The sequence below is a fragment of the Shewanella sp. YLB-07 genome, from assembly GCF_009377275.1.
The window spans coordinates 57,714-83,859 of the sequence record NZ_VOQB01000008.1; the positions used below are offsets into that span (position 1 = coordinate 57,714).

The 26,146-nt window shown below is 45.6% G+C and carries 23 protein-coding genes; 1 reads left to right on the forward strand and 22 read right to left on the reverse strand.

Features of this window, described 5'->3' with window-relative positions:
- Nucleotides 1-721 precede the first annotated feature (721 nt).
- The 22 genes from FS373_RS17740 to FS373_RS17845 form a co-directional block, all read right to left on the reverse strand.
- Nucleotides 722-1,147, reverse strand: coding sequence for a hypothetical protein (locus FS373_RS17740; RefSeq protein WP_152830026.1), 426 nt, complete (start codon nucleotides 1,145-1,147; stop codon nucleotides 722-724).
- Between the two features lie 375 nt (nucleotides 1,148-1,522).
- Entirely contained in the window at nucleotides 1,523-1,816 is a 294-nt protein-coding gene (locus tag FS373_RS17745; RefSeq protein ID WP_152830027.1) for a hypothetical protein, read from the reverse strand.
- Between the two features lie 3 nt (nucleotides 1,817-1,819).
- Nucleotides 1,820-2,308 carry a D-Ala-D-Ala carboxypeptidase family metallohydrolase gene (locus tag FS373_RS17750; RefSeq protein WP_152830028.1) on the reverse strand — a complete coding sequence of 163 codons (489 nt, stop codon included), beginning with the start codon at nucleotides 2,306-2,308 and terminating at the stop codon, nucleotides 1,820-1,822.
- A gap of 498 nt (nucleotides 2,309-2,806) precedes the next feature.
- Entirely contained in the window at nucleotides 2,807-3,547 is a 741-nt protein-coding gene (locus FS373_RS17755; protein WP_152830029.1) for a hypothetical protein, read from the reverse strand.
- A gap of 256 nt (nucleotides 3,548-3,803) precedes the next feature.
- The gene (locus FS373_RS17760; protein WP_152830030.1) at nucleotides 3,804-5,237 is read right to left on the reverse strand and encodes a hypothetical protein; all 1,434 of its coding nucleotides are present in this window, start codon (nucleotides 5,235-5,237) and stop codon (nucleotides 3,804-3,806) included.
- Between the two features lie 157 nt (nucleotides 5,238-5,394).
- Nucleotides 5,395-6,588 carry a hypothetical protein gene (locus FS373_RS17765; RefSeq protein ID WP_152830031.1) on the reverse strand — a complete coding sequence of 398 codons (1,194 nt, stop codon included), beginning with the start codon at nucleotides 6,586-6,588 and terminating at the stop codon, nucleotides 5,395-5,397.
- A 77-nt stretch (nucleotides 6,589-6,665) separates the two neighbouring features.
- Nucleotides 6,666-7,238: a Pvc16 family protein gene (locus FS373_RS17770; protein WP_152830032.1), complete on the reverse strand. Its 573-nt coding sequence runs from the start codon at nucleotides 7,236-7,238 to the stop codon at nucleotides 6,666-6,668.
- 22 nt (nucleotides 7,239-7,260) lie between these two features.
- Nucleotides 7,261-9,351: an ATP-binding protein gene (locus FS373_RS17775; RefSeq protein WP_152830033.1), complete on the reverse strand. Its 2,091-nt coding sequence runs from the start codon at nucleotides 9,349-9,351 to the stop codon at nucleotides 7,261-7,263.
- 94 nt (nucleotides 9,352-9,445) lie between these two features.
- Nucleotides 9,446-11,062, reverse strand: coding sequence for a contractile injection system tape measure protein (locus FS373_RS17780; RefSeq protein WP_152830034.1), 1,617 nt, complete (start codon nucleotides 11,060-11,062; stop codon nucleotides 9,446-9,448).
- A 23-nt stretch (nucleotides 11,063-11,085) separates the two neighbouring features.
- Nucleotides 11,086-11,859, reverse strand: coding sequence for a tail fiber protein (locus FS373_RS17785; protein WP_227992942.1), 774 nt, complete (start codon nucleotides 11,857-11,859; stop codon nucleotides 11,086-11,088).
- A 115-nt stretch (nucleotides 11,860-11,974) separates the two neighbouring features.
- Nucleotides 11,975-14,776: a hypothetical protein gene (locus FS373_RS17790; protein ID WP_152830035.1), complete on the reverse strand. Its 2,802-nt coding sequence runs from the start codon at nucleotides 14,774-14,776 to the stop codon at nucleotides 11,975-11,977.
- Nucleotides 14,777-14,800: 24 nt separating this feature from the next.
- A complete protein-coding gene (locus FS373_RS17795; RefSeq protein WP_152830036.1) occupies nucleotides 14,801-16,939 on the reverse strand; it encodes a hypothetical protein in 2,139 nt (712 codons plus the stop codon).
- Between the two features lie 119 nt (nucleotides 16,940-17,058).
- The gene (locus FS373_RS17800; RefSeq protein ID WP_152830037.1) at nucleotides 17,059-17,484 is read right to left on the reverse strand and encodes a hypothetical protein; all 426 of its coding nucleotides are present in this window, start codon (nucleotides 17,482-17,484) and stop codon (nucleotides 17,059-17,061) included.
- Nucleotides 17,481-17,894 (reverse strand): GPW/gp25 family protein, encoded by a 414-nt coding sequence (locus FS373_RS17805; protein WP_152830038.1) that lies wholly within the window; start codon nucleotides 17,892-17,894, stop codon nucleotides 17,481-17,483. The genes FS373_RS17800 and FS373_RS17805 overlap by 4 nt, the downstream gene beginning before the upstream one ends.
- Nucleotides 17,895-17,915: 21 nt before the next feature.
- Nucleotides 17,916-19,478 (reverse strand): phage baseplate assembly protein V, encoded by a 1,563-nt coding sequence (locus FS373_RS17810; protein WP_152830039.1) that lies wholly within the window; start codon nucleotides 19,476-19,478, stop codon nucleotides 17,916-17,918.
- 23 nt (nucleotides 19,479-19,501) lie between these two features.
- Nucleotides 19,502-20,188, reverse strand: coding sequence for a hypothetical protein (locus tag FS373_RS17815; RefSeq protein ID WP_152830040.1), 687 nt, complete (start codon nucleotides 20,186-20,188; stop codon nucleotides 19,502-19,504).
- The gene (locus FS373_RS17820; RefSeq protein WP_152830041.1) at nucleotides 20,185-20,364 is read right to left on the reverse strand and encodes a DUF5908 family protein; all 180 of its coding nucleotides are present in this window, start codon (nucleotides 20,362-20,364) and stop codon (nucleotides 20,185-20,187) included. The genes FS373_RS17815 and FS373_RS17820 overlap by 4 nt, the downstream gene beginning before the upstream one ends.
- Nucleotides 20,361-20,819, reverse strand: coding sequence for a phage tail protein (locus FS373_RS17825; RefSeq protein WP_152830301.1), 459 nt, complete (start codon nucleotides 20,817-20,819; stop codon nucleotides 20,361-20,363). Before FS373_RS17825 ends, FS373_RS17820 begins: the two co-directional genes overlap by 4 nt.
- 35 nt (nucleotides 20,820-20,854) lie before the next feature.
- Complete coding sequence (locus tag FS373_RS17830) at nucleotides 20,855-22,042, reverse strand: phage tail sheath C-terminal domain-containing protein (protein WP_152830042.1); 1,188 nt, start codon at nucleotides 22,040-22,042, stop codon at nucleotides 20,855-20,857.
- Nucleotides 22,043-22,125: 83 nt separating this feature from the next.
- On the reverse strand, nucleotides 22,126-23,229 hold the full coding sequence (locus FS373_RS17835) for a phage tail sheath family protein (RefSeq protein ID WP_322619526.1): 1,104 nt from the start codon (nucleotides 23,227-23,229) through the stop codon (nucleotides 22,126-22,128).
- A gap of 37 nt (nucleotides 23,230-23,266) precedes the next feature.
- Nucleotides 23,267-23,716 carry a phage tail protein gene (locus FS373_RS17840; protein WP_152830043.1) on the reverse strand — a complete coding sequence of 150 codons (450 nt, stop codon included), beginning with the start codon at nucleotides 23,714-23,716 and terminating at the stop codon, nucleotides 23,267-23,269.
- Between the two features lie 807 nt (nucleotides 23,717-24,523).
- Nucleotides 24,524-24,889 (reverse strand): hypothetical protein, encoded by a 366-nt coding sequence (locus FS373_RS17845; protein ID WP_152830044.1) that lies wholly within the window; start codon nucleotides 24,887-24,889, stop codon nucleotides 24,524-24,526.
- Nucleotides 24,890-25,666: 777 nt separating this feature from the next.
- Between FS373_RS17845 and FS373_RS17850 the strand changes: the two genes are divergently transcribed.
- Complete coding sequence (locus tag FS373_RS17850) at nucleotides 25,667-26,032, forward strand: hypothetical protein (protein ID WP_152830045.1); 366 nt, start codon at nucleotides 25,667-25,669, stop codon at nucleotides 26,030-26,032.
- The last annotated feature ends 114 nt before the right edge of the window (nucleotides 26,033-26,146 follow it).

The window sequence follows — 26,146 nt, forward strand, 5'->3', positions numbered from 1 at the left end:
AACTGGCCCATAATTTCATGGCCCCTTTAATCATCTTGCTAAAGGTGTCAGCACACCTCTTGAAGGATCCACAACATGTGCTTATCACATTTTTTATCATGGGTTATTGATGATTGACAGGAAAAAAATGAGGGAATGACTGTATAAATCACGTCATACTTTCGCTCTTTCTAACAAGAATAATCACATTAATGGTGTTCACTGTACATGGGCACTCTATATTTAAAGACCAATTAAAAATGCCTAGTGTTATATTCTTAGCGATTAACACTCTGTCTAAATGTTTCATCAACTTAGGGATACCTACAGCAAAATTATTCACGGTAAGAGTCAACGTACAGCACGCATTCTGCGTCCCATTGCGACAAGAAAGTAAAGCCAAGCGCCGACACTTAACCCAGGGGATCATTTAGCACTATCAGTCTACTTAAACGCATCAGTAAAACATCCCTCTCCAAACACGCCATTAAAAACGAGATGAGTACAGCAGTATTCACCGGGCTGTAGGCGTGAAATTAATTCCATAAAACGTTAATCCACTGCTCGGGCTGATCCGAACACCTATAATTTATCAGTGTAAGAAAGTGGTAACCGCTTTAATAACAAGTGAACGATAACGGGTTATACACCTGGATAACGACTGCAATGACGAACGATAAAGTGCCTTATTCATTGCTTATTTATAGGCGTATTTCGAACACTTGCAGTGCAGGTAACAATATTATTTCTTACCTAGCTTATAATCTTGATGATCTGCAGCCCCCGCAAAAAAAGCCCCTCCTGCATTCATCACCGCCCCCACTAAAGCATCCGCCCGTTCTTGTGGTTGCTTGGCTTTAAAGTATTGCTGTGACCAGCCAAAACTTGAAGCGGCGAAAGCACTTGTATTTGAGATGTCCCCCTCAGCAACACCATTAACCAAACTCTTGTATTGTGCCGACTTCTCCTCTGGCAGTCCATGATGGCCATGTGACATTAAATTTTTATTGACGAACGAGACTGCACTTGGAAAAAGCATGCTACTTTTAATATCAGACTCACCCACTTTGGTGAGTTCATCGTCTAAACTCAGCCTTTCTTTTTGAATCGCGTTGCTAGGTGCGTTATTTCTTGTCAACGCCTGCTGAATACTTTTTATTGCAAACATAGGTCACCTTAATAATGCCACGACGTTAAACGTCTTATATGGCATGTAGATTTCATTATCAATCAGGTTTACCCTTAACAGGCAACACTGAGATGAACATAAAATGTTATTCCATGGTTTCACGTAATTAATACCCTGTAAGTGCATCAATACCTGATGACTTAATGGACACCATTAACACGTGTTCGGTAATAGTGAGTAGACCGTTAACTTTGGACTAAATAACCGCCCCCCCGACTTCGTAATATCATTCAAACACCATTGTCTTCCCTCTGTTCTATCAACACAGTAATACATTGTTACCCGCCGCTGATTTATCGAATCAAAGGGATTGGTATTAATGAATACGACAATCATAGATTAACTGTTATCCCTCTACATTTTTTTCAATACATTATCCATACTATCTACATCTTTTTTTACCAGAAGCAGTTCAACCTCTATGCTTTGAAGCAACTCATTGAACTGGTCGATTTTAATGGCATTGCCATGTTGGTTTTTCTCTATCATCGAAGATTGTTTACTGAGGTTCATTTGCAGCGAGTCAAATTGTCTGGTATTAAATCGTTTTGATGCATCAAAATCTGATCGCAATTGCCCCATGACATAAAATCCTCCCCCCGCAATAGCGGCTAGTTGTAACCAAATTAGCAATTTTGATGGTTCCATAGTTTAGTAACTCCATAACACTGGTGCTGTAATACGCGTATCAAGATGAATGAACCTTGAACCACCTGACTTTTGGCTAACACCAATGCCGGTAAATATTGGTGTTAGCCTGTCACCGTCCCAGCCAGAATGGACAAGGAGTGCCTGAAGAGAATCACCAGTAATGATGCCGGCATTCGTTATTTCAGCCAGTAAGCGATCGATTAGCTGTAAATAAGGCAGCGAGACGGCTTCGTTAAGGATCTGATAAGATGTGATCGAGTCAGAAGCAATATCAACCGCCGCTCTATTATGTTCGCCCGGTCGTTTTTTGTTTATCTCTATAGGGTGCAGCTTACATCGGTAACCAGAGGTGATTTTCATCGGTTGGTTTAATCGCTGTCTGATCGCTTGAATATGACGCATCGTGTTATTTTCTATTTCCGGTTGAGGATTTCTCTGACCGCAATGCTGGCAAGCAAGCTCAACATCTGAAAAATTGTTATAATTCATCTCTGACTCACCTTGCTAATAATTTTTGTCTACTGTGACTTTCAATATTGTCAACACTTTGGATTCACTGATTGTCCAGGGTGATCAACTGTTAACCGAACAATCATGACTTTGCGGGTAACTGACTCAACCCCAAAATTATCCATAGGCTGATAAAGCGCCATAGCGAATATCAAGGAAAAGGAGGGGGGCGTAACCAGAACGATATTGATACGCTAGGCGAGAAGCATTAGGCCATATTCTCGTCGCTGAGAGTCAATGCCATTAACCGATAGATCCATTAAACCGTCTACGTTTTTACTCTGATTCAAATCAACAACATGCACTTTATTCTGTGACGGTGACGTCAAAGCGAGATACAGTATCAAAATCATGTTCACAGCCAATATGGCGTATTTTCCCGGCCTTAGGTAATGTCCCTCGTTAACACCTCAAATAGGCAAGATTGTCGTGATTTACCAAGCCCGATAACGATAAACCGTGCTGGCACAACCATGACTACTGCCCCATTTTCATTTTTTTACTCGGTAAGGCTGGGCCGTCGCCAAGCTCTTCTCGTGGAATGCTATTAACTATCCCTAATACACTCCAGCCGTGTTTCATTTTCATTAAAATATCAGAATCAGCGGTTTTTTGAGTCAGCACGATACCTGCATGCCTTAATTCTCCGGAAAACAAATATTCATGAATGTACCGACCAGCATGTTGAAGCGTCTCTCCATCTTCATTCTTTAGTGACGGTGGATTAAGTTCATCCGTATTAAACAAGGTCGGTTCGCCACGGGTTGAAGGCATGCTATGGACATTTTCATCCAGTAATGTCACCTCCTGCACTTCATCTTTTATAAAGAAAAAGTGAGTAAACTGACTGTCAATTTCCTTGATGGCTTTATAAGCTGATGAAACCACATTATTACCAACCCCATGGACATTTTTCTGACTCGGATCATACTTAAATAAACTCAAATACCCTGATTTATCATAGTGATGATTACCGTCATAATTCATATGCCCAGCGGGAGAAGTGTTAAGCGAATTCGGAAGGGGGTTAATCCCATGTTCACGGTCAGTTCTGACGAACATTTGATATCCAATATCTGCCTGCATTGCCTTCTGGGTTGCAGGTAATGCTGTTGCTCCTTGCTTAGGCGTTGCATGTGTCACCTGTAAATCAGCGGTTTCTTTATCGCCATGTGCCCTCTTCTTAGCGCCTCGTTCCTGTCTTTTAAATTCTCTCATGTGGATAGTCTCACGATAATAAGCGGGGCAGGAAAATCAGCCAATATAACTCGGTGATCAGCAATGTTTTCCATCAAATCGGTAGCCTCACAACATCAAAGATTACCGAGTAAAATAGCTTCGGACTGGAGCATATAAATGACATGTTCACCTACACCATCGCGCCTGTTTTACATGTTTTATCCTTAACTGCGTACGGGGAATGTCGGCCTGAGAAGTGGAGTGTCCTACTGCTGATGCTCAAATCAATACCTGATCATCTCCGCTTCATAGACTTAGTAGGAAGCCCTTTTTTGACTGGCAATGATGTTCGTGCAGGCGCTTTAGTAGCAGACGGGGTATAAGGTAATAGACTGCCTATCGTCCCTTCTTTAGCTAACTTTCCTTTCCATTGATCATATTCTTTCCAATTTAAACTGGCATTCATTCGTTGCTCTCTTATTTCTGCAACAATGTAATGATTGTGGCCTTTTTGCATCACATCCCTACGGCAATCCTCCCAGAACATCGTTAACGGAAAAGCACGAGCAGCGTCCATGCCATCAGGAGCATATTGTGGCCAATCATCATCTTCAACCACCATGTTAAGCCTTCTGTTTTCTGAGTAGTCTTTTCTTAATGGAATAATATCAGTAAAGACAGCTTTGAAAGGGGTGGTAATGGCAACGCCTTTATCTCCAGAAGTATTGAGTTCTACAAACGCTTTTTTTGCTATGGAGGGTGTACCACGACGCCCAGGCTGGTTTATTTTTGCACCAATCCTTTCTAATTCCTCAACTTCTGCATTTGATAAAATTGAAAAAATAATATCTTCCGGTGACGTTCTAAAAAAAACAGGGAAAGAATTCGTTTTGTCCTCATCATCATACATAGTCGAACCACTGTTCATACAATAGTCAGTTTGAAAAATGAGCAGGGTTAAAAAAGATCGTATATTTAGGTTATTAGGTGTATCACCGTGCTCTTCTTGCCATTTTTTCGCTAAAGTTTGGGCTTTAATGAATCTCACTTTGTCATTTTTTTTTCTTGCACCGTCAAAAAGATCAGCGACTTTGGCACTTTCCCCTATCGCGCGAAAGTCCAGCATAATATTGGTTTGCATTGCCATTGCATCACTTTTTCCTGGACTGATTATGACATCCTTATATTCGTCTACAACCGCCATTCGATAGATAGAAGCATGCCCAATGAGGCTATTATATTGAGTGATTAAATCATTAATACTGATCGGATTCTGTAACAACAGTCCCTTCAGCTCAGATACTGCCTGTTTAAAACTGTGTGATAACACTTCACCTTTACTTAGCGGGCCAAATACAATTTCAACAAAGCCCCCTCCTTGAGCAGTCATACCACCTTGCGGAGCTTCAACTTGTAACTCAATGTTGGGAATGCATTTACTGCCAACGTAGTACCCCTGTGAACTTTTAGCGAGTACCTCATCTCCTGTGAGCCGCTTTGCCTTTCGACCCGAGAAAAGGGCTGATGGGATCTCAATTTCTATCCCAATTTTATCCACCTCTTCGACTTGAATGACATCACCCGTCGCCCCAGAAGATTTAGGCAGGCAACACTCAGCCCCAGACGGTTCCAAATCGGCTGAGGTATGTTGCGCTAATGGTTTTAGATCTTTACTTTTATCTTTATCTTTATCTTTATCTTTATCTAAATATGGGCTTGTTAATGGCATTCTACGCTCCCTCTTTTCGCTTTACTGGTCGTTTTGTTAACCGTAAGCGCCTGAGTCTATATCTCTTCTGCTAGCCACTTTGATAGCGACTGGCGCTCACTTGAGCCGTTAATATGGCTACACGCCCGCATAACAATTGAGTCGCATTTACTGTGGTTCATTCTAGCGCTTCCCAACAGCTCAAAGCATCGTTTAAACCATCATCACCATCTGCATGCATCGCGCGTTTAATGGTTCGGTATTTGACGGATGGATCCGTCTCCCTTTCAGTGATCCCCCACACGCCTTTGAGCATATCGTGCATCACTTTCATTCCTTTAGGCTTGGCAGGTTTAGAACGTGTTAATACGCCAGTTATCGGGGCGGTCATCTCGTCAGGGTTAGTAATAAATCGACTTCCATGACGACTGTTAACCGTACTGCTAAATGGCGCTTTTTTTGCTAACACCATGACGTCTTTAAAATCTTTGACTTCTGAAAAGCGCAATCCAATTTTTGAGATAGGCACCCAACTGTCGACAATAAAGCTGTTATGTGGATCATTAATCCAATCGCCGATGATCACATAATGATGCAGCCTGTCTGTGGTACAGACACGAGCGATGGAGGCATTAAACATCTCCTCAGCGACAATAGAAGCCTGCTGTTGATAGAGGGATGAGTTCCATTTAAAACTCCGTGATGCCTGACGACTCAGATCACATAAAAAAGTAAAAGTGAGAGCGGCATTATCGACACAGTTTCCGGCACCATACTTGACAGCCGCATCCGCTATGCGTTGCGTATTAGCCATTGCATGGCGTCGGCTTCTATATTCGTGCTGATGTTTTTCTTCATTCCAGACTTTTTCTTTATTCCATGACAAGTGGGCATCAGCAACCCTGCCGACACACTGGCCTGCAGACTTGATGAAATCAACCTGTAAGTTACTGGCCCCGTAAGGTAAAGCCTGAGTGGCATATAATAATGCATCTTCCGTGGCTTGTATTCGGCATCCAATATTGGCTTTTTGTTGACTGATGTCGAGTAGATCAGCTTTGGTTTTGACTTTCGGTTTTGCGCTTCTCCTCGATGCCGGAAGTGTGACATCTTGTGCTGCGCTAGCCCCTGTAGTGGGTCTCATTACTGAAGCGGGTGTTGTCGGACGCCTTCTCGTCGTTCTTGGACGAACAGACGAAATAGAAGCAGGATTAATAGGCGGCAAGTGGTTATCGTCCCCCTCCTGATAACCAATGCTAGACAAAAAATCCGTCATGACAAAAGCTGATTCAGGTTCCTGCAGTGCCTGTTCCTGAGGCTCAACGAAGCGATTTTCATTGGGTTGTTGGGACCGGTACAATCGTCTTGGCACAATATATCTCCAGATATTGACTCTCCCTCACGTTACAAAACATCGAGAGTGATCGTAATAAAATGCATTAAGAGCCGCTATATTCTATTCACTTGATGTTGAACAGATTGAACCGATGGCACGTTATCGTTTCTATCGGTTAATGAAACAGGCACAGTAACCGAGTAATTCAGCACCAACCTCGGTTTATTGCCTAAGGATTGCCAAAAGTTACCTAAGCTGTTCAGCTCTTCTTTTGGTGGCATAACGCGCGTAAATGCCCCCGGGATCCCTGCCAGTTGGCGATGGTTAATTAACGCATTCATCACTTGGTTCATCACGACCATCGCCTGGCTTGCCGGCTCACTGCCCGGCCCTCCACTGCTTACGGCTTGGGCATCCCAATAGGTAATGAGGTAGTTACAACATACATTGATGTTTCCCGGCACTAATATGCCTTGGCTATACTGGCGTGACTCTGCTGTATTTAATCGTAAGTCTTCATGAAGATCATACAAAAACACACTGATCACAGGTTCAGCAGGTAAATTATCAGGATCTGGCAAGTCGAAACGGATCACGATACTGTCATCAAGATATTCCAGTAACGCGTCATTCAACGCCTGGTTAACTGAAATGATCGACATGTCCGAAGGGATAGGTGTACTCATATATCGTTTCCTTAATTGGGGATCACAGGGTGATGCGGCCTATCTTAGCCAACTCTCGTTTCATCGCTTTTCTAATATGGTGCTCACCAATATGCAGTGCACCGTCTTCAGCAGCCAACCATGCTGATAGCACGGAGATATTGCGGATATTGGCCCCGGTCAGCTCAGCCCCCATCGCCAGTGCTTTCACATTAATGTCAGGAGACAGGCTGATATTTTTAGGCCATATGGTTCGCCACATTCTTTCCCGTACAGCCGCATCAGGGAAATTAAAGCGGGTAATAAAGGTAAATCGTCGACTAAACGCATCATCAAGATGGCTACGATTATTCGTCGACAAGATCACCAGCCCGGGATGACTTTCGAGTCGTTGTAACAGGTAGGCCACTTCAATATTGGCATGGCGATCTTTTGAATCATTCACCGCAGACCGTTTACCAAACAGGGCATCAGCTTCATCAAAAAACAGCACGCCCGCATCGGCCTCTGCCAGATCAAAAATCCGCGCCAGGTGTTTCTCTGTCTCACCGATGTATTTATCCACCACACTCGCCAGATCCACTTTGATTAAATCGACATTAAGTTGCTTAGCAATCACCTCTGCCGCCATGGTTTTCCCGGTACCGGAATCACCATAGAACAAGGTGCTAATCCCCGTGCCATAATTCACTTTATCTGCAAAGCCCGCTTCTAGCAGACGTTGCCGTTGCCTAGTTGCAATCAGCACTTCCTGCAGCTGTTCTTTTAGCTCATCGGTGATGATTAAGTCTTCAAAGGTGCGGATGGGTTCGACTCTCTGGGCTAATTTCCCAAAATTTTTCTGAGAAAACAAACGAAAAGCCAGGTTCAAATCGTCTTGATTAACCGGGGTCTTCGGTGCTCGCAATGAGCGATAACACTTAGCTTCTTGTAATATTTGCGGCAAAGACTCTTGGTTAAAATAGAATCGGCGACAAATAGAATCTTCATCTACGGAGGCGTACGTATCCGTAGACAGCGCGGTGCTTAGCAGTGTCGCCTTTTCCCTCAGGGTCAACTTTGGCATTGCCAACGATATTTGTGGTATATCAGGCATGCTGAATCTGGCACTATCTTGTTCACATAAACCAACGACACGTACCTTGGCTCGCTGCAGCAGTGTCAGCCAATCCGGGAAGACTTCTTTCGCGGTATCCGTGAATTCATCCCAGTGGCGAATAACCAGCATGGCATCATGCATTCTGGCATCACGTATTGCCTGGATGAGGCTGGATTTCGCCTCGTGGTAATCGGTAGGCAAACGCGCGATATCGAGTGTCAAAACAAGGCGATTTTTTTTCGCGGCTGCCGACTTAATGGCGCTGAATCGTCCACTCCCCAAGGGCCCTTTGAGCATCAATACCGGATAGCATCCATTGTCTTGCTCTGCTTCTTGTGCTTGAAGTCCGGACAACACGCTCAAAGGACAATCACCCACTTCCTGAGCCACAGGATGCCAAATCGCACTCTTGGCTAATAATGACGAAAGTGTGCAATTGCCCGTTAGAAAATGAAACACCTCAGTTGAGGTTTGAAATAAGGATTGTCCCCAGCTTTCTTTCTGGCTTTGACCGGTGCTCACCAAGGTGATCAGCCGATGCTGCAACAGCGGAGCATGATTTAGCAGGCAAGCTTGTTGCTGGTGCTGTTGTGCCTGGGATGAACAAAACACTTTCAATGCCAGTTCAAAACTGGGATTTTTTTTCTGTTCATGACGCTGCAGCGCGGCAAACAGAGAGAAATAACGGCTATCAAAGTAGGCCATTAGTCCCAGCAAAATAATGTCGACTTCAAATGCCGTTAATTCAAAGCATTCGATTAACTGTGACAACAAACCAGTCGACATACGCTCGCCATGGTGTGCGTAGACATCGCAGGTACGTTGAGGGGCCATCCAATGGGGGGTCCCCTTCGATGCGTTAACATGCGCTAAAATAGCAGCTTCATCTAACAAAAAATCTTCCAGCACATGTTGATCAAGAGATGTTCTTTGCTTGTCAGTATAATGTTGTAGGTATAAATCGATGCGTTCTAATTCTTTAAAGAGCTGACCATTACTGTCATTAAAGAATGGACTATGATGTAAATAATTCATTAAATCCGTCTCAGTTATCTTGATAAAATCCCCTTAGGCGTCTTATTCCCATGATGAGAACGCGGGCAGCATAAGCGGTGTTGACCGTGTAGATTTAGTCGCTAGGCGTGCCCCACTTCACTTTAATGGGTCGCTCAAACCAAGGCAGTACGATCATATTGGTTGGCCAGGGCCACTCATTGAGCAGTACATCAAACGGTTCAGGTTCAATGTAGATCACCGTGTCTCCTTGTTCGTAAGCTAACCAGCCTGGGCGCTGTAAGAACCATTGTTGAATGTCGACAGGTGACAGCCGTTGCCAGGTAGAGGGCAATAAACCAGGCAGCGCTGAAAACCACTTGAGTAACTTTTCATTGGTTGCCGATTCCACGTGAATGCCTGGTTGTTGCTCTTTGTGCGTCAGCCCGCATAGCAGCATGGGGATGGCTTCTGGTGGCTGTTCTTGTGCCTGAACAATGTGGCTTAACCTCTGCAAACATGATGCAGCCTGATATTGGGCCGCTTCCGTCACAAAGGCATGACGCTGAATGAAACCGAGGTGACGAAATAGACTGGGTAAAAATGGCCAGAGTAAACACAGACCGGCAGAGTTCACCTTTAACACCTTCCCCTCCGGATTCTGACGCTGAGCTTTATCCTCTGCACATTCATGAATGAATGGTTCACGCTGTCCGAATGTCGGGCAGCTGACAGCGTTATCAGTCAGCAGATCCTCAGCCATCACCGCCAAGTTTGACGTCGCAGCGGGCCTCTGTGCCCGCTCGAAATGAAAAGAATCAAGCGGGGCTAGTGCCGGAGCTTTCACCTCAAAAGCACAGAGCTTCTGCTCTCCTGTCACCTTTATCGCCGGTTGGCCCAGCCAGGTGATTAGCCTTTTACCTTGCGCGTCAGACAGAGGCGTCAATACCGCTGTTTGAATCCGCACGTCTCGCCACAGAACCTGTAACCATTGCTTCATCGTCTGTGAGGGACTGGCATGCAAGCTGGACACCTCTTTAAACAGCAGCGTGAGCAGCTGCTTTTGGTGTAATGTCCTCAGCGAAAATGGCCACTCAAGTTCAGCATGAGGCATCGCCAACTGCGGGTGCTGCTGAAAGTAACCTAACGCGCTTAACAGCAGGGTTTCCTGATAACACTTCTCATCCATTGATACGCACGGCATCCAGGCTTCACACAAGGTAGTCAAGGTCGAGGGAGTTAATGACCGATACAACCGCTGTGCTGAAGCGCCATTGAGGCAAAGGCGTGCCAATGTGACTAAACTGGACTCTGGATCACGTAACCATTGTACTTGTAACCACTCATCGAGAGGCTCCGACAAAGGCCCTTTGCCTTGCAACAACACCTGCTCAAACAGCAAGTAATTATCAGATAGTGATCGCGTTGTTTGACATCCAACGGGCTCGATATGTGCGGTAGACAATAAGGGCCGGAGCAGTTGCTCCAGCCTGATCTCCAGACGCTGACAAAACGCTCTCTCAAACGCAACCGCAGGTAACGCCCCCAAGTTCACCACCAAGGGGGATGAAATACGGCACCGCTGACCAGGTATATCAAGTCGGGTGAGTACCCGTTCAATCAGACCTTGCAGTTCCCGCTGAAACAGACGGCTACATCGGTGACTAAAAAGATCAACATGGTCAGGACAGACGGAGAGTTCGATACGCAGAGTGTCAAGTTTATGAGCCAGCTGAGGGAAAGTATGCGGCATATTTCCACTCCTGATTTAACCTATTACAGTTTAATGATAAAGGCTAAAATGTAATAGGAAGGTAAAGTCGTAATGGTATGTCTATGCGTGCCTTGCGTAGCAGTAGCACTGTGTTTATGTCCCTGCCCACCTCCAGCTGAATTCAGTAAGTTTCTGACACCAGGACTTTGATCATTACCCACAGTAATAGATGTATACCCGCCTGCATTCCCAGTGGTATTCCACGTATATTTACTGTTATGACTATGACTTGGGATTTGATTTACTGTTAGCCTGTGATCCTGAGTATTCACATTTATAGCACCAGCAGAAATGCTGTTTGATAATACCGAATACGATTTATTACCACTACTACCATTTACCGCCGCACCGCCACTTTGACCGACTTCATTACCACTACCTCCCAAAACAAAGCGTTCCCTTAAATCCGGTGTGGCGTTCGTCATTCCAGTCGGCGTTTCACCATTACACAGTGCCCAACCTGCTGGCACAGTGTCACCAGAGAACATCATGATCATGCCAGCGTAAAATTGCTGCTCCGGCACCAGACCAACCCCGGCCTCATCCACCATCATCCCGACATTGGGTTTAATTTTTACCGTCAGCTGCCCTCCATTATCCAACGCCAAACCGCACGTCTGATTAGGGGTTTGTTCGGGGCTCAGTCCCACCGCTTTTCGACCACAGTCGGCAATATCGATGAGTACGGAGAAATCACTCTCCAAGGGGATACTCCGCGACTTAAATTGTTCTTTTAATTCACCCACAGCTGGACCGACGTTTGATTTCACGTTCATCACTTTCATCCTATAAAATAGATACTTACTTTGATTGGTAGGGGTAATACAAAAAATGCCATTGCAGCGTAATCTGCAATGGCATTCATTGACGTAAGGGGATTAAGTCCCCGCGCTAGTTCTGCGTATCAGGGACATAGAAGAGTTCATCTTGAATCACGACATCACTGTGCCACTCAGTACCATCAGCGCCAATCACATCCTCTTGCTGTTCTAGGGTGGCCACGAACATCCCCCCAATCCCAAGCAGCTGAGTTGGACGTTGACCCAACGCCAGGTTATAGATCAATTCAAACGCATCGTCGCCCAGTGGCGTACCCGCGTTTTGCCACCGCTCGTAGAACAAGCCAAATTGGCTGAAGTGCCCTCTTGGCATCCAATGAATCAACATACCAATATGCGAAGGGATCTCGGCCAATATGGTTTCTTTTACCCAGGCTTCAGTGGCATAGGGATCTGAAGACAATTCTAAAATTGAATTCAGATCAAATACGGCACTCAACATAAATGAAAAGCGATCACTGCTGGCCTGGCCATGACTGGAAAAGTGCCAACGATAATAGGAGGTTTTATCACGTTCTGGAAAAGAGGGGCCACTGATGTGCTTCACCACAATCATATTACGTATTCTATCGATGGCCATAATGTGAACTAAGGTATCATTATCACTGTTCTGTGCTTGAGTGATGTCGGGGGTGATTTGAAATTGTAACGACAGCTCATCGCCTACCACCGCCATGACAGGAAACGGCATGCAGTTGAGGCGTCTTTCATCGGATGAAATACCGTTTTGATCTTCACTATATGCCAAGGGATAATCCATATCCTGCAGCCAAATCGCACTGTTTCTCCAAATAATCCGCTCAGCAGACAAGTCGATGATGGTCTGCACATGACGCAATAATTGTTCACTGCTGTCCAAGCTCAATGAAAAACTGTTGCTGTCAGGATCAACCAACTTAATCATTTGTCCCCGAATGACAAACTCATCATCAGTTTCAACAAAGATAACATCGACCAATTGCCCCACCACAAGCTGTGCGGTATCGGCACTTGAAAGTGTCAGGTATTCATGTCCATCGAGAGTGTCAACTCGAGCATTAACCGGTGTTTGGTCGCTGTTATAGCCATCATAGGGTTTACGGGGTAGTAATTGTCTGTGCTCCACCAGATAAAATGGCAAATTACTCAAGTTAGGCGCACGATCAAAAATCTCTTCACCGCCTAGCCCAAGCTTAGCGGCAATACGTTGCTGTAACGCCGATATTTCCGCGATACGCGTATTCGCTCTGTTGTAGGTTAATAGAGAATGCCGTGATAAATACCCCTGCTGAGAGAGGAGATACTGTTCTGGAGACTGTAAAAAAACATCAGGCGCTAAGTGACTGTTAAAATAGCTCAATAAAAACTGAATTATCGTCAGCTCTTGCACTCTGTCATGTTCGCTCTTATCTAAAAACTGTGCTAACTGATCACGGTAATCCTCATGGACATGTTGCGCCATACTTTGTTCAGAAAAAGGCCATTGACTGCCCCACACTTTATCGCCTTCACGTTGAAAGGCCAGTAATGTCGGTAACAAGGCTTGCTGCTGATAATCATTGGCCAATATCTGCTCAAACGTCAGCAAAAACTGATGCAGATGGGTTTGGGTTTGTGTTGTTGGCAGCGTTAACAAATCATAACAGGGAGGGACAACATCAGAGGCCGGATAGTAACGAGCCGTATCACGCCATTGCCCATAAGGCAGTATTTTGGGGGTGTTATGGATTAACGCTGACCTGACCAGCTCAGCTTGTATCTCATCTTTAGCGGCCGTGAGCTGCACATCACCGACGGCTAATAACCTCACGGACAGACCCTCCGCCAATACTGACAAGGGATCATGACCCCACAAGAGAGGATAACGGCCTGCGGTACTCGTTTCCCATTGCCATAAGTCACCTTGGACACTTTGTTCAGTGCCTAAAGTTCGGATGCCTTTCACGCCGCTAATAGCAAGCAGTGAAGTGGCTAAGCCACTCAAATTGATCACGACTTTCGCTTCGCCATTGATCGCCAATGGTAATTGCGGTATCCAGCCATGTTGAAGCCGAGGGCCTTGGAAAATGTCTTCGTTTGTGACCCCTAAATCTTGCAATTCTTCTGCGGAATAACGCGGTACAGGCGGGGTGATATAATGTTCGGTTACGCGATAGACATCAGCAAGAATAGCGGCAACATTACTGTTTTTGCCGATATCTTCTTGCAGCTCAATCACGATTTCAGGCATCAAGTCTTCAGGCGTTAACCAGATAACTTTACTGACGGACTCACCAAAATTGCGATGATTCGATAAACACGTTTCTAACGCCGCTTTCGCCAGTTCCGGATTGTCTTGCGTTTCTCTGGCTGGTACAAGATACAGATGATAATTGCCTCTTAGCGTGATAGATACAGCGCTGTCAGGAACGTCTGGGGCGGTAAAACTATACTCGCGTTCTTGCGTATGATACCAATATTGATAACGCTCAGACTCAGGTTCGCGAATAAGCTGAGCGTTACAAAAGAAGAAGTACCCCTCCTCAGTGCCCGTGCTATGCAGATCGAGCAATGCTCGGCGATAGTCGCCTTCGCTAATAGGACCACAAGTGAGTGCCTGCTGAGGACCAAATTCTTGCGGGAAAAGTCCATCTCCTTCTACTTGCTGTTCCGGCGGCGGTGTCAGTAGATCTGTCAAGGGCAGGGTTTGACGATAGGCTAAATCGGCCACACCATAACCGAGGGCTTCTAAAAATGTCATGCCAGGATCATGGGCAGCAGTATCACTCCAGCTTTCACTCGCGTATTGATTTATCGTGTGTGTTGCCTGCTCTAGCAGACGATTAAAATGGATATCATCCCGAACGATCGGGAGCAACGACTCAGTTGTAGACATGTTTTTTCCTTATCAACATTCAATTCACTCAAACCATTGAAGCACTAGCACTTCATCATCCACGCCTTGCACCGAATCTTCTGCCCCATTGAGTGTGAGGTTGAGCACATGATCCACATAGGATTGCTGCTGGATATACGTTAAAATATCGTAATAGCCCAAGTGATTGGCCAGCACAATGCTTGTGGCATTCCCGACGCCCCAGGGCATGTAGTGATCCGTAATAGATTGACGTAATTGCTGCTCAGCATAATTAGGGTTAACCCCCTCTTTGAATACCACCTGATAAGCTAATGACACATTCCGATAGCGTGGATTGACCACCCGAATATCTTGCCAAGATGAAGCAAGATCTTGCAAATATAGGCTCATGCGTTCTAATCTGGCCGCATTGAACATCGGGCGCAGCACATCATCATTATCTTTTTCAGTGACCAAGGGCAGCACGACTAATATTTGCTGGGTCAATGCCGGCACGGTGGTCAAGATGTCCCCAGATGGGATCAGCGCATCAAACACCCAGGGAAACTCGGTTTTCAGCAGCATCACCATATCTGGCCACGTCATGGCGCGTTTACGGTGAGCGAGACGCTGTGCCGCTCGCACTGCCAGCTCATGATGGGTTTCTGCCGCTTTGCCATCCACAGACCTCCATGGTTGGACCACACCAGAGACACCATTGATAAACGTCACTGGTTGCGTGATGCTTTCTGCGGGTAACGGCTGTGACGCCCTGTCAGCATCGAGAGCAGAGACATTGGTCAATGTTGCCGTCATGCCATTCGTTAAGATCCCAGTCAGCCATGGATAGTCGGCGATCCCCGGGGTCGACGCCCCCACCGGACTAATAACCGCACGGATCCAATACCGTCCAGTAGGCATCACGGTCACCGTACTGCTGGCATCATCAGGCAGAACGACAGACCATACCCCATGACCTGACAGTCCATGAGTAAAATCCACCACATGTTGCTCAAGGCTGTGCCACTGATTGTCGTGATTCAGATATTGCCATTGGGTATCCAAAGGCTGTGGACTATTTAACTGCCAAAAAAGCGACAATGTTTGCCCTGGTAACATGTCATCGATGCCAATATAAAGTTGCATGTTGTCAACAGACGGCATGGCGTGGTTGGCATAACCGAAGGGGGTTAGAATGACTTGTTCAAAATTTGCCACTTGCTGATGATTAACCGTGACGGTGTTTATCAAGGGAAGCGGCTCACCGTCTTGCCGAGCGATTCTCAGGACGGGTTTGTCAAAAGGTGCACCTGGCAACGCTTCTGGCGGGCTGATCTCCCCTTCACTGGCGGGTAAGGTGAATGTGAGTGTCTGACTTGAGCCTGTGGTCGATAACGATAAGTCCAACCATTTATCTCCCCCGCTAATGTGTCCGGTCAGTCGCGCACTGTCTACCACGCTCGCTAACGTGATCACGAAAGTGGTATCACCCTCACTCTGTGTGAATGCATCAGCGATCAGCATTCGGCCGGTTAACACAGGTTCGGTAGGTATGATGTCATCAAACAGGCGTACCCCTTGCTCATTCCAGTCTCGATCATCGCCATACACGACAGCGCACTTTGCTGACCCCGATACACCTGGGTAGCACCAGCGCAAATCACGCCAACGACTGTGGTTAGCGAACACATCAGCATCTAACCCATACTCAATTTTTGTGCCATTATCATCTTGTCCCGCTGAGAATAAGGTGCCCTTAGGCACCCTCAGTTCCGGCGTAATCTGATTCAGTTCAACCGCCAGTGCAACTTGAGAAGGTGCTGCAGCACGCTCTTTAAGGCCAAGTAAACTGCGATAGTACAAATCACGATGTGCATGAGGAAAATAGTTCATCAAGGCTTGTGGCGTTTCCAGCATCGTGAGCATTGAAAACAACATCGCTTGGTGCGGCTGTAAATTGCCATCAGCTAACCTAGGCTTGCGGTAGAGCTCGGCTAACACTTCTGGTGTATTGCCTTCCATAAAGAGAAAGTCAGCCCAGGAATCAAAGGGCCTGGGATCCGTCTCGTACGGATAAGGGATAGCTTGCGCATATTGTTCGATAAACTGTAATTTTGACAACACGGTACGGTTATCAAGCATAAATCCGGTCGCAGGGACGACACTGGACAATGCTGCTTGTAATGATGTTAAATTAGCCATTTGAATTCCATCGTATGATGTCGAGCTACTCGCGCAGCGCGAACTAAATGATATCTGAAGGGATGACGCTAACAACTGCCGGAGGGATGAAAGAAAAGGTGTTCTTTGTCATACCCTGACTAACCTGCATTAACCCAGTCTTGGCTCGGCTCAAACTCACCAGTTCCAGTCGAAGGCGCGGGCGCATCCGGCGCACTGGCTGGCGGCGGCGTCGTTGCCGGTATAGACGGCAGGAAACTGGCGGTGAACGTTTGCTGTCCCTCAGTGATCAACACCCCCCCACTGAGACGGCCTTGCGCTAATTGACTGCTGTCTAATGCTTGAATAGACACGATCCCGGTGCCAGCAACAGTATGGGACTCAGTGGTATAGGTGGCAGCCAGTTGCACCTTGGCTTCGTCCCCTTGAATACACATTTTTGTCTCACCGATAGTCGCATGACCACTGCCAGTGATCATTGTCGGCGCGGTGATGGTGACGGTTCGAATGCCAAATTTAGGATCGAACTTCAAGCCATCGCCATCCAATATCACCGGGGATTTCATGACTGTATTCCTTGTCCATCAACAATATCTAACGCCCCTTGCCACTGTTGCTCAAGATCGCTGCCACTCAAGCGATAATTAACTTGAATAAAAAGTTGGCTAGAGGCCGGGCTGTCTTGAGCGAAATTAATACTGATAATTTGCGCGCGAGGCTCATAGCGCAATATCGAGTCATTGATCTGAGTTTCTATATCCGAAAACAGGGCAGAATTAATATTGGCAAACATAAATTGTTGTAAGTCGCAACCAAACCTCGGGCGCATAATACGTTCACCAGGCATGGTCTTAAACAAGATAGACATACTCTGGTGTACATCTTCTGCACTTTCTACCATGTTAGCCCCTTCATGGGTGAAGGTCGGTGGAAACCCCCAACCACGTTTATAAGTTTTAACTAATGGATCTCTCATCGTATTCTCCTTGGGGACGGTTTATTTGATTAGATCAATCTTTTTACTTTGGATTGTTACGGCCTTTGAACTTGTTATATCGATGCCCTTGTCACCTTTGATGCTGATACCTTTATCTTCACTCAAGGTCAGCAGACTCTTTTCACCGGAACTAAACGTTACGGTCTTGGCCTTCACATCAAACAGCTGCTTAAACGTCACACCATCGCGCTTAATCACCCAGCCTTTCTGAGGGTTGTCTTTATCGTATGTGATTGCAGGCTTATTTTTAGGGTTGTGTAACGCGCCAATAATGACGGGATAGCACGGGTTATTTTCAAAAAAGCTCAGCACCACTTCATCGCCCACTTCCGGATAACAGTAGAGCCCACTGTCCTTACTGGCATAGGGCATTGAGAATCTGGCCCACAGCTGATTTTTCATCTTATCTTCATGGAGCGCACTCACATGCACACGAATACGATAATAATTTTTCGGATCATTTTTGTTGTGATCAACCACAGTGCCTACATGCATCCCTGTGATGGGGAGTAAGGGATCCAATGCGGGTACCAGGCCTTTACGCCCGATGGTGACGCGAGATTTCCAATGAGAAGGCGTTAACATATGACTCACTGACGTGATCAAGCCCGCACCATCAAAGCGCTCACCAAACCCTGTTACCTCTAGAGTTTGGCCAGGTTGATAATCTGTAGACCCCTCAAGTTCAAACTCACCTTGCGCGCGGCTAAGCTGCAAATTCAATAACACATTGTTGGCCCACAAAGCGGTCTCATTAGCAGGTTGAGGCGTACTATAATTGACCACCCAAGCGGTTGAATTGACTGTGTTCATCGCGTTGGCATCTAAAGCCTGACTGCCAATGGAGGGTGAATTAGCCTGTCGGGAAATCAACTTCTGCTCATCAATATCCCACGTCGCGAAGGATAAGGTTTCAGGTTGATCAATCACACTAAACGTCCAGTGTGCCTGATCAAGCAGTAAGCCATTGTCTCTGAGTATCTGATGGTCAGGTGCCGCATTCAATGTGGGGTTGATAATTTGAACCCCTGCAGGACTTGCGACTAACCAGGCAACATTCGCATCAAGACAACGGCGCAACATTTGCCAATCCGTGCATCGAAATTGCACTTTTTGCTCATGTTTAATCTCCATGGCGACGTGGTGGTTAATCGTCGCGATGCCAGATGGACAGAGATTATTGATAATCTGCTTATCGGTCATATCAGCGAAGATCTGAGAATGAATGACAGTATCTAACTGCACGAGTGAATGGGTAAGTTGTAATTTTAATACGGCATTCTCGCGGCTAAGGCTCAATGCATGTTCAGTAATGATCCCTTCGAACAGGACCTCTTTTTGAGTCTCACCCACTTCCACCGAGATGCGTTGTCCAGACTGACAGCGTGCAACATCCGGGTTCTCACTGAAGGTTTGCCTAGTCCCCTGAAGCATAGATAATTCCAGATCAGCGATCGGAATACCATTTGCCTGCTGGTTAGTTTTCACACTAACCACCCCAAGCTTTGTTAACAGGGTTCTTTGTTCTCCAACATAAATTGCAATAGTATATTTGGATTCCATTTGTGCACCTTATGCTTCAAACTTTATAAGACCAGATATTGCCCAGGGTCAATTGCTCTTAAACTACTCAGGTCATTACTGGCTGCTAAAGACAGGTAATCAAGCTCACCGGCCACCCCCACTGCAGCGCTCGAGGCAATCATCGACAATGGCGTATTGTCTGGGACAGACATCAGACTTTGAGTCGGCGCCTGTAAAGACTGTTGGGCTTGTTGTAACGATAAACTGGCATCTTCAACTAAGGCTAACCTCACGCTCGCCCGTAAAGGTGTGCCATCTCGGTCAAAAAAGCTGTAATTGATGGTGAAATTGGTCGCTCTTCCAGCAAAGTCACGAATGGCGCCCGATCCCATGGGCAACTTCCCCCACGTGACTTTTAAAAAATGCGGCTCTTTACTTTCAGCATTCACAGTGCAACATAACAGTTTGAGCTGAGTGATCTGTTGCTCTATAGAGCGCCAATTTCCAGGCATCCTGGCATCAAAAATCAGCTCCAGATCGAGATTGCCAGGATGGGCCTGTTGGTAGTAATTACTTTGCACATCCGTATCCATAAAGGTATTTGGTACGTAAGCCATATGATAATTGAGCTGCAAAGCATCAGGGTTGTACATGGCCTCAACCGATCCCTGAGACGATGATGGTTTCATTTCTCGTTCAGAAAACCCTTCGATTCTCAATTTCGTTAATAACCTATCTTGGCCAATCATCGCTGTCTCCTCATCTCATCTTGCAGTTCTTTCATCACCCGCTGGCTGATCAACTCTACCCAACGATTGTCATCATCTTGTCTTTGCGCCCGATTTAAGGGCGTGATTGAGTGTGGATGGTGATCATTTTCGCGGACACAGGCTTGGATCACTAACTCTCTAATTTCAATAGTCATGCCTTCACCCCTAGCCAGCGCATATCTTGATAGCGCAGTTCTAAAGAATTGATCAGGATAGAATTGGCATTCGCGTCAAAATCCCCTGTTTTCCAACTTACCGGTAACGCATTGCTGATGGTCCAGCTAGACACCGGCATGCCAAGATGATTAAGCAATAGAATCACCACATCGGCATACAAGACGTTTTCTCCTCTAAGCACCCGGTCAAATTGTGCCGTCAGTGGGGTTGGCGTCATCACTCCGCGCTCGAGCAATAACGAACCATGAGTGATTTTGTCTGCAAGGTGATAGTTTCGGGTGTTTTCCCCGCCCTGACTAAGCGACGTCGTATTCAATGTCCGACTGAGTCCGGAGATTTTCTGAAAAGCTAAATCTAACGGACTTGGTATTCCTTTAAACATGAAAAGAGTCGTAAAACGATGTGACACTGAAGGAGTAAATAGATCATTCATAATATCCACTAGTCATTATCTCTTTGTTTAAATAATTAAGTATTTCCATCAGCATTCATGTCAAATCGTAAATTCAAATCAATAAATTCTGCTGGAGCTAAGACAGATAAACGCACATTCATGATCATCTTCCCGTCCAAAATATCCTCTGGTGTCATGGTCTCATGCAGGCCTAATAACACCGCAAACGCCTCTTCTTCTTGCATGCCATATAACCCGCCTTGCTGCCACAGTTGTTGCAACCAGTTATGCACTAATCCTTTCAATTTATACCAAGTGATCTCATTATTTGGCTCAAAAACAAACATGCGTCCCAACGAGCTAAGCTGGGTTTCACAGTAAGAAATCAATCGGCGAACCTGAACATAACGAAATGAGGAGTGGTCATCGTCAGTGAATGTCCGACATCCCCAGATCCGCGTTCCGCGGCCAGGGAAGCTTCGGATGAGATTGAAAGAAGCCGCCTGCGGGTTAAACAGTCCGCTAGCGTTCTGGTGAGATTGAGAGGGGCGGGTTACGTGAGAAAGCGCGATATTAGCCGGCGCAGACCAAACCCCTTTGACACTGTCGACTTTCTGAATGCCGGCGATCACGGCCCCAGAAGCGGGCACCATCACCACCTCCTGGCCATCCATGTAAGGCGTCACCAGACGGGGCCAGTAGGCACTACCCGACTCTTTATCGTTGCAGCTGAACTGGGTCAAGCATCGTTCAGCGAGTTGCGGATCATCGGGTGAATCCAGCACGGCAAACAATCCAGGACGCACCTGACACAGGCCTAACACTTGCTGCCAAGCTTGTTGCCAAAGCAATACCACGCTATTGGTATTAAGATCCGGTAACCGCACAATGTCAGGAAAAGACAGCAAAGTAATACTCTGCTCAGTGTTAATCATCTGTCTCAGTGCCGGCGTTTGCAGATCGGTGATCATCTCTTCCGACTGGTTTACATCGAATTCGATGCCTTTTCCCAGAGAAAAAATGAATCCCCCCAAACCGCCATTATCAAAAAAATGCTTAACGGTATAATAAAGTGTGGCATTCCCGCCGTCAGCGTTGCCAAACATGGCTTCATAATCAGAAAAGTTGGCAATGTCAGAAAAGGCCCCTACAGGCTGTTTTTCCGTATAACCAATGAACAAGGGCACAGCGCTGGCCACTGCCGCTTTTTGTACTGACAACATTTCTTCGGTCACACTGACACCAGGCTGTTGACTATTCATGAAATCCCCTTCTGTAATACTCTTGGACTAAAGGTTTATGGGAGTAGCAATAAATGATACTCCCCATGCACTAGGTTGAGCAGTTACACATCCACATCCTGTGTAAATTGCAGAATGATAAATTCAGCCGGCCGTACCGCAGCCATGCCCACTTTAACAATCATTTTCCCCTGACTAATGTCCGCCTCATTCATGGTAATGTCTTTACCAATATCGACGAAAAAAGCCTCCTCATCCGTGCTTCCCGCCAGGGCTCCTTGCTGCCATAGAGTATAGAGATAGAGGGTTATTGCTGAGCGAACCCGCTCCCATGTTGGCTGACTATTGGGTTCAAACATCATGGTTTTCATTGAATTCTGGATGTCCTTTTCCGCACTGTTAAACAGTCGACGGACAGGCACATAACGCCAAGAGTCATTATCCACGCAGGTTCTCGTGCCCCAGATCACAGGACTGCCATTGTTAAACTGACGGACCATATTCAGCGCTTTTCCGCCACTGGTGTGTTGTCCCTGGAAGTCGTCATTCACTTTAAGGACAGGTAATACGCCGCCACGAAGCGGCACATTAGCCGGTGCTTTCCAGACCCCACGTGCACTGTCGTTCTGGCAGTAAATCCCTGCAATTGCCGCGCTCGGCGGGATCGTCACACTCGCCCATTTCGCATTGAGCCAAGGATAATAAATGGCGGAATAAGCCGTCTCATCGTAGGCATTTTTCCAGTCATTAATATCCTCATTACCTGTTGCCGTCGCCCCATCTGGCAACGGCGCGATTTCGCGCACATCGTGAGTAGGCCCATCAAGAATGGCAAAGAGGTTTTTACCTTCTACGCACAGCGTAGCCACCGCAGATTGGATATCCTGTCCAGCAGAGACCAATAATGTGGCATCATCAAGATCGGGGACTTCAACTTCCAGCTTGCCGAGTGGAACGAGGTAACAATACCCTCCGCCATTCTCAAAATAGGTGCGGATCGACGCGTCGCGCACATCATCCGGATTAAACGGGCCACCCAGTCGATTCATATAGTCCATCCAGGAACTGATACGAGTAGTGGTTGAAAACTTTGCATCGGTGTCTGAAATAGCAAAAACGGGGACTGCAGTCGCACTACTGGAAACAGACAGGGACATGCTGTTTAGCTCTTCGAGATAAACGCCAGGGTAAGATGTTGTAATTGTCACATTTATTCCTTATTGATCATTGAATTAATCAAAAGTGTTAATGGGCTTGAATAGAAACGCGGTCGGCTTCTAAGGTGATTTCCTGTACCGAAATGTCATTACTGGTCGCATCAAAAGAAGGACCCGTCAACCCGGTGGGAAAGGCGTTAGAAACATTCCAGGTCACAAGAAGTTCACTGCCGGACTCATTCGTCAGGCTGATCATCAAGTCTTTCTTTTCAACTCGATTTAGCGAGATCGAGTTAATCCAGTTGTACAATTCATTGGCCCCAGAAAAAACGCCCTTATTCAGGGTGATATTGACTTTTTGGAGTTGACCGGGCATACGAAAAACGCCGCCTGTTCCATCTTTATATTCAATGGAGTCATATTTTATATCCAGACCAGACACAGATTTAAACGCGACTTGGTCCTCCCCTAAAGCCACAACAAATCGATAGGAAGGAATGGGATACTCATCAGCGATAAGTTCAGCAGTTGTAGACATGATATTTCCTTAATTAAAAAAGTTGATATACATTAAAAGCACTGGGTTTAATTAATCTGTGTGTTACACCTCTCATATGAAATAGAAAATAATCTGCACATACAGCTAAATAGACATGCATGAATATTGGGGAGTCATCATCCATTGGGGATGAATCACGGACTACACTCTCACGCGGTTGTATTTAAATGGGTGGTCTCTTTTGGGACCATCGCAATATGGCTTAGGGTGATCGGTTATTAGCGCGGTATGGAGGCAAAACGCATCTGAAGCCATGTCATCAGACGTGGGATTGGTTGGCGACACCCGCAATCAACGGGCTGATCAGGGATTGAACCCACTCAGCTATGGTAAAATGCGGCCTCTGGAACATCGCTATTGCCCTAAGGCTGGCACTGTGTGCATGTCGCTAATGTTAAATTCCAGAGGCCAAACCTTTTGAACTTAGTCTGCCGTAGTATTGGCTGTGGAGTGCCGCCAGGGAGTCCCCCTCGCGACAGTAAAAATGCGGCCCCTGGAAAGTGGCTATTGCCTTAAGGCTGGCACTGTGTGCGTATCGCGAATGTTAATTCCAGAGGCCAAACCTGTTAATCGTTTGGGTGGGGGACTATCAGGAATGCGATGACCAATTCACTGCTAGTTTGTCCAAACCACTCAGGGGATCATCAATCCGATCCCCTGTTACGCTAACAGCTTCCACATTAGCAACATTCAAATTAAGCGGATTGCCTGGCTAGCGTACAAAGCTGTGGAGTAAGATCGGTATATCAATGCATCCGCCTTCACATAGGGGCTGGGGGAGCCCCCTCATCCGCCTATTCGGCGAAGTCGCTCAGGGTCATTTTCCGTACCATTAGATGCCTTGCGATAGTTGCCGGCAATCATCTTGATTAGCTTGATGACCCAAGTCGGTAATTTAGCCAGCCATTCTGGCGGCAACCATGCCATTAACTGAGTAAAAATGTATGCCAAAAAGCCAACAAGGGTTATCCATTTAGCCGCAGTTTCAGAGGTCATAAACAGCGTAAAAAGCTCAAATAGAGAGAGGGTAACGCACTCATCAATGGGCATGACCTCTACCGCATTAGCAACATAAACAGGCATTAACGCTGTCATAAAAGCCAATAGAATATAACGCTTTCTCTTGGGTGGTGAATATTTATAAATTAACATTGCCTCGTCCTACTTTACATATTTAACGTCTACACAAAATCAACGTGGATATACGTTGCAAGCGAATAATTGATATCAATAACGTAATCAAACCCAGCCAGAACTTATATTAATAGATCAGTTAAAAATGGTATCTATTTATTTAATGCCTGACTCGAGTGGATAAGAAACACTTGAAAAATGGTGTGGCTGTAGTGGTATGCGCTTTAACAAAGAAAGGCCCTGTGGCCACAGAAAGGTTATTAACGGACATGAATCTGCCGCCCCCAATAAATATCCTTTCTTATGGGTAATCGATTGACGCGGTGAAATATCGCGTTCTGACAAAGACTCGTGAGTAAGATATCGCGAAGAGAAATATAATGCAGCCAAATGACCAATGCCGAAAACTATTGCCACAGGGTAAGGGATGAATAAATGAAGAATGAAACTAGCTGAATTAGGCTGGCATAATAATCAACTATTGCCACAAATTTGCTGCTCTTTATATCGCCTCTAGAAGACAACAACAGCACAATATCGATTAATCTAATATAAACTGCCAACCATGGCAACACATTTCGTGTAGTTAATTATATTTATTTTTTTCATGTTTTATATAGCCAAATTAAAAACACATAATTTTATACGTAGTAGACTTCGTCAATCAAAAACATTAACCGTCTCCTGAGATATATTATTAAGAATAATGTATACAACCTAGAAAGTTGTATATGTCAGAAATTGATTTAATATCTCAAAGTTGACGAGCCGATAGAAACCAATGATATTATTTAGGTGAGTAACAAAGACAGAGAGGCAACGAGTAAAATAAAAGTAATACAATTAAATACAAATACTTACAAGTCAACTTGGTCAACCTCAACCTTGATTGATAGCAGAGTAACCAGGGCTGGGTGTATTAGAATATTAATCAGTGGGATGCTTATTATGACAATGGTAAGAGACGAAGAGAAAAACCCTTTAATCAGAGAAAATATCGCTGACACAATCAATGAGATTCATAATCATATCGAATGGCTATGCCTAGCATCTGATAATGATGATGCTATTCATCCAGGGCTTATCCAATCATTAAATATGGTCAGGGAAGCGATTAAGTCATTAAAATTAAAAAATCATCTTGATCGAAACAACACATAAAGTGTAGATTATTTCAAATAATCTCTAACGTAATACACACCAATAGATGTTAACAGAAAGATCGTAGGTTAAAAAAGTAGTCAACAGGTTACTTAAAAGGAATGAGCCTTGATA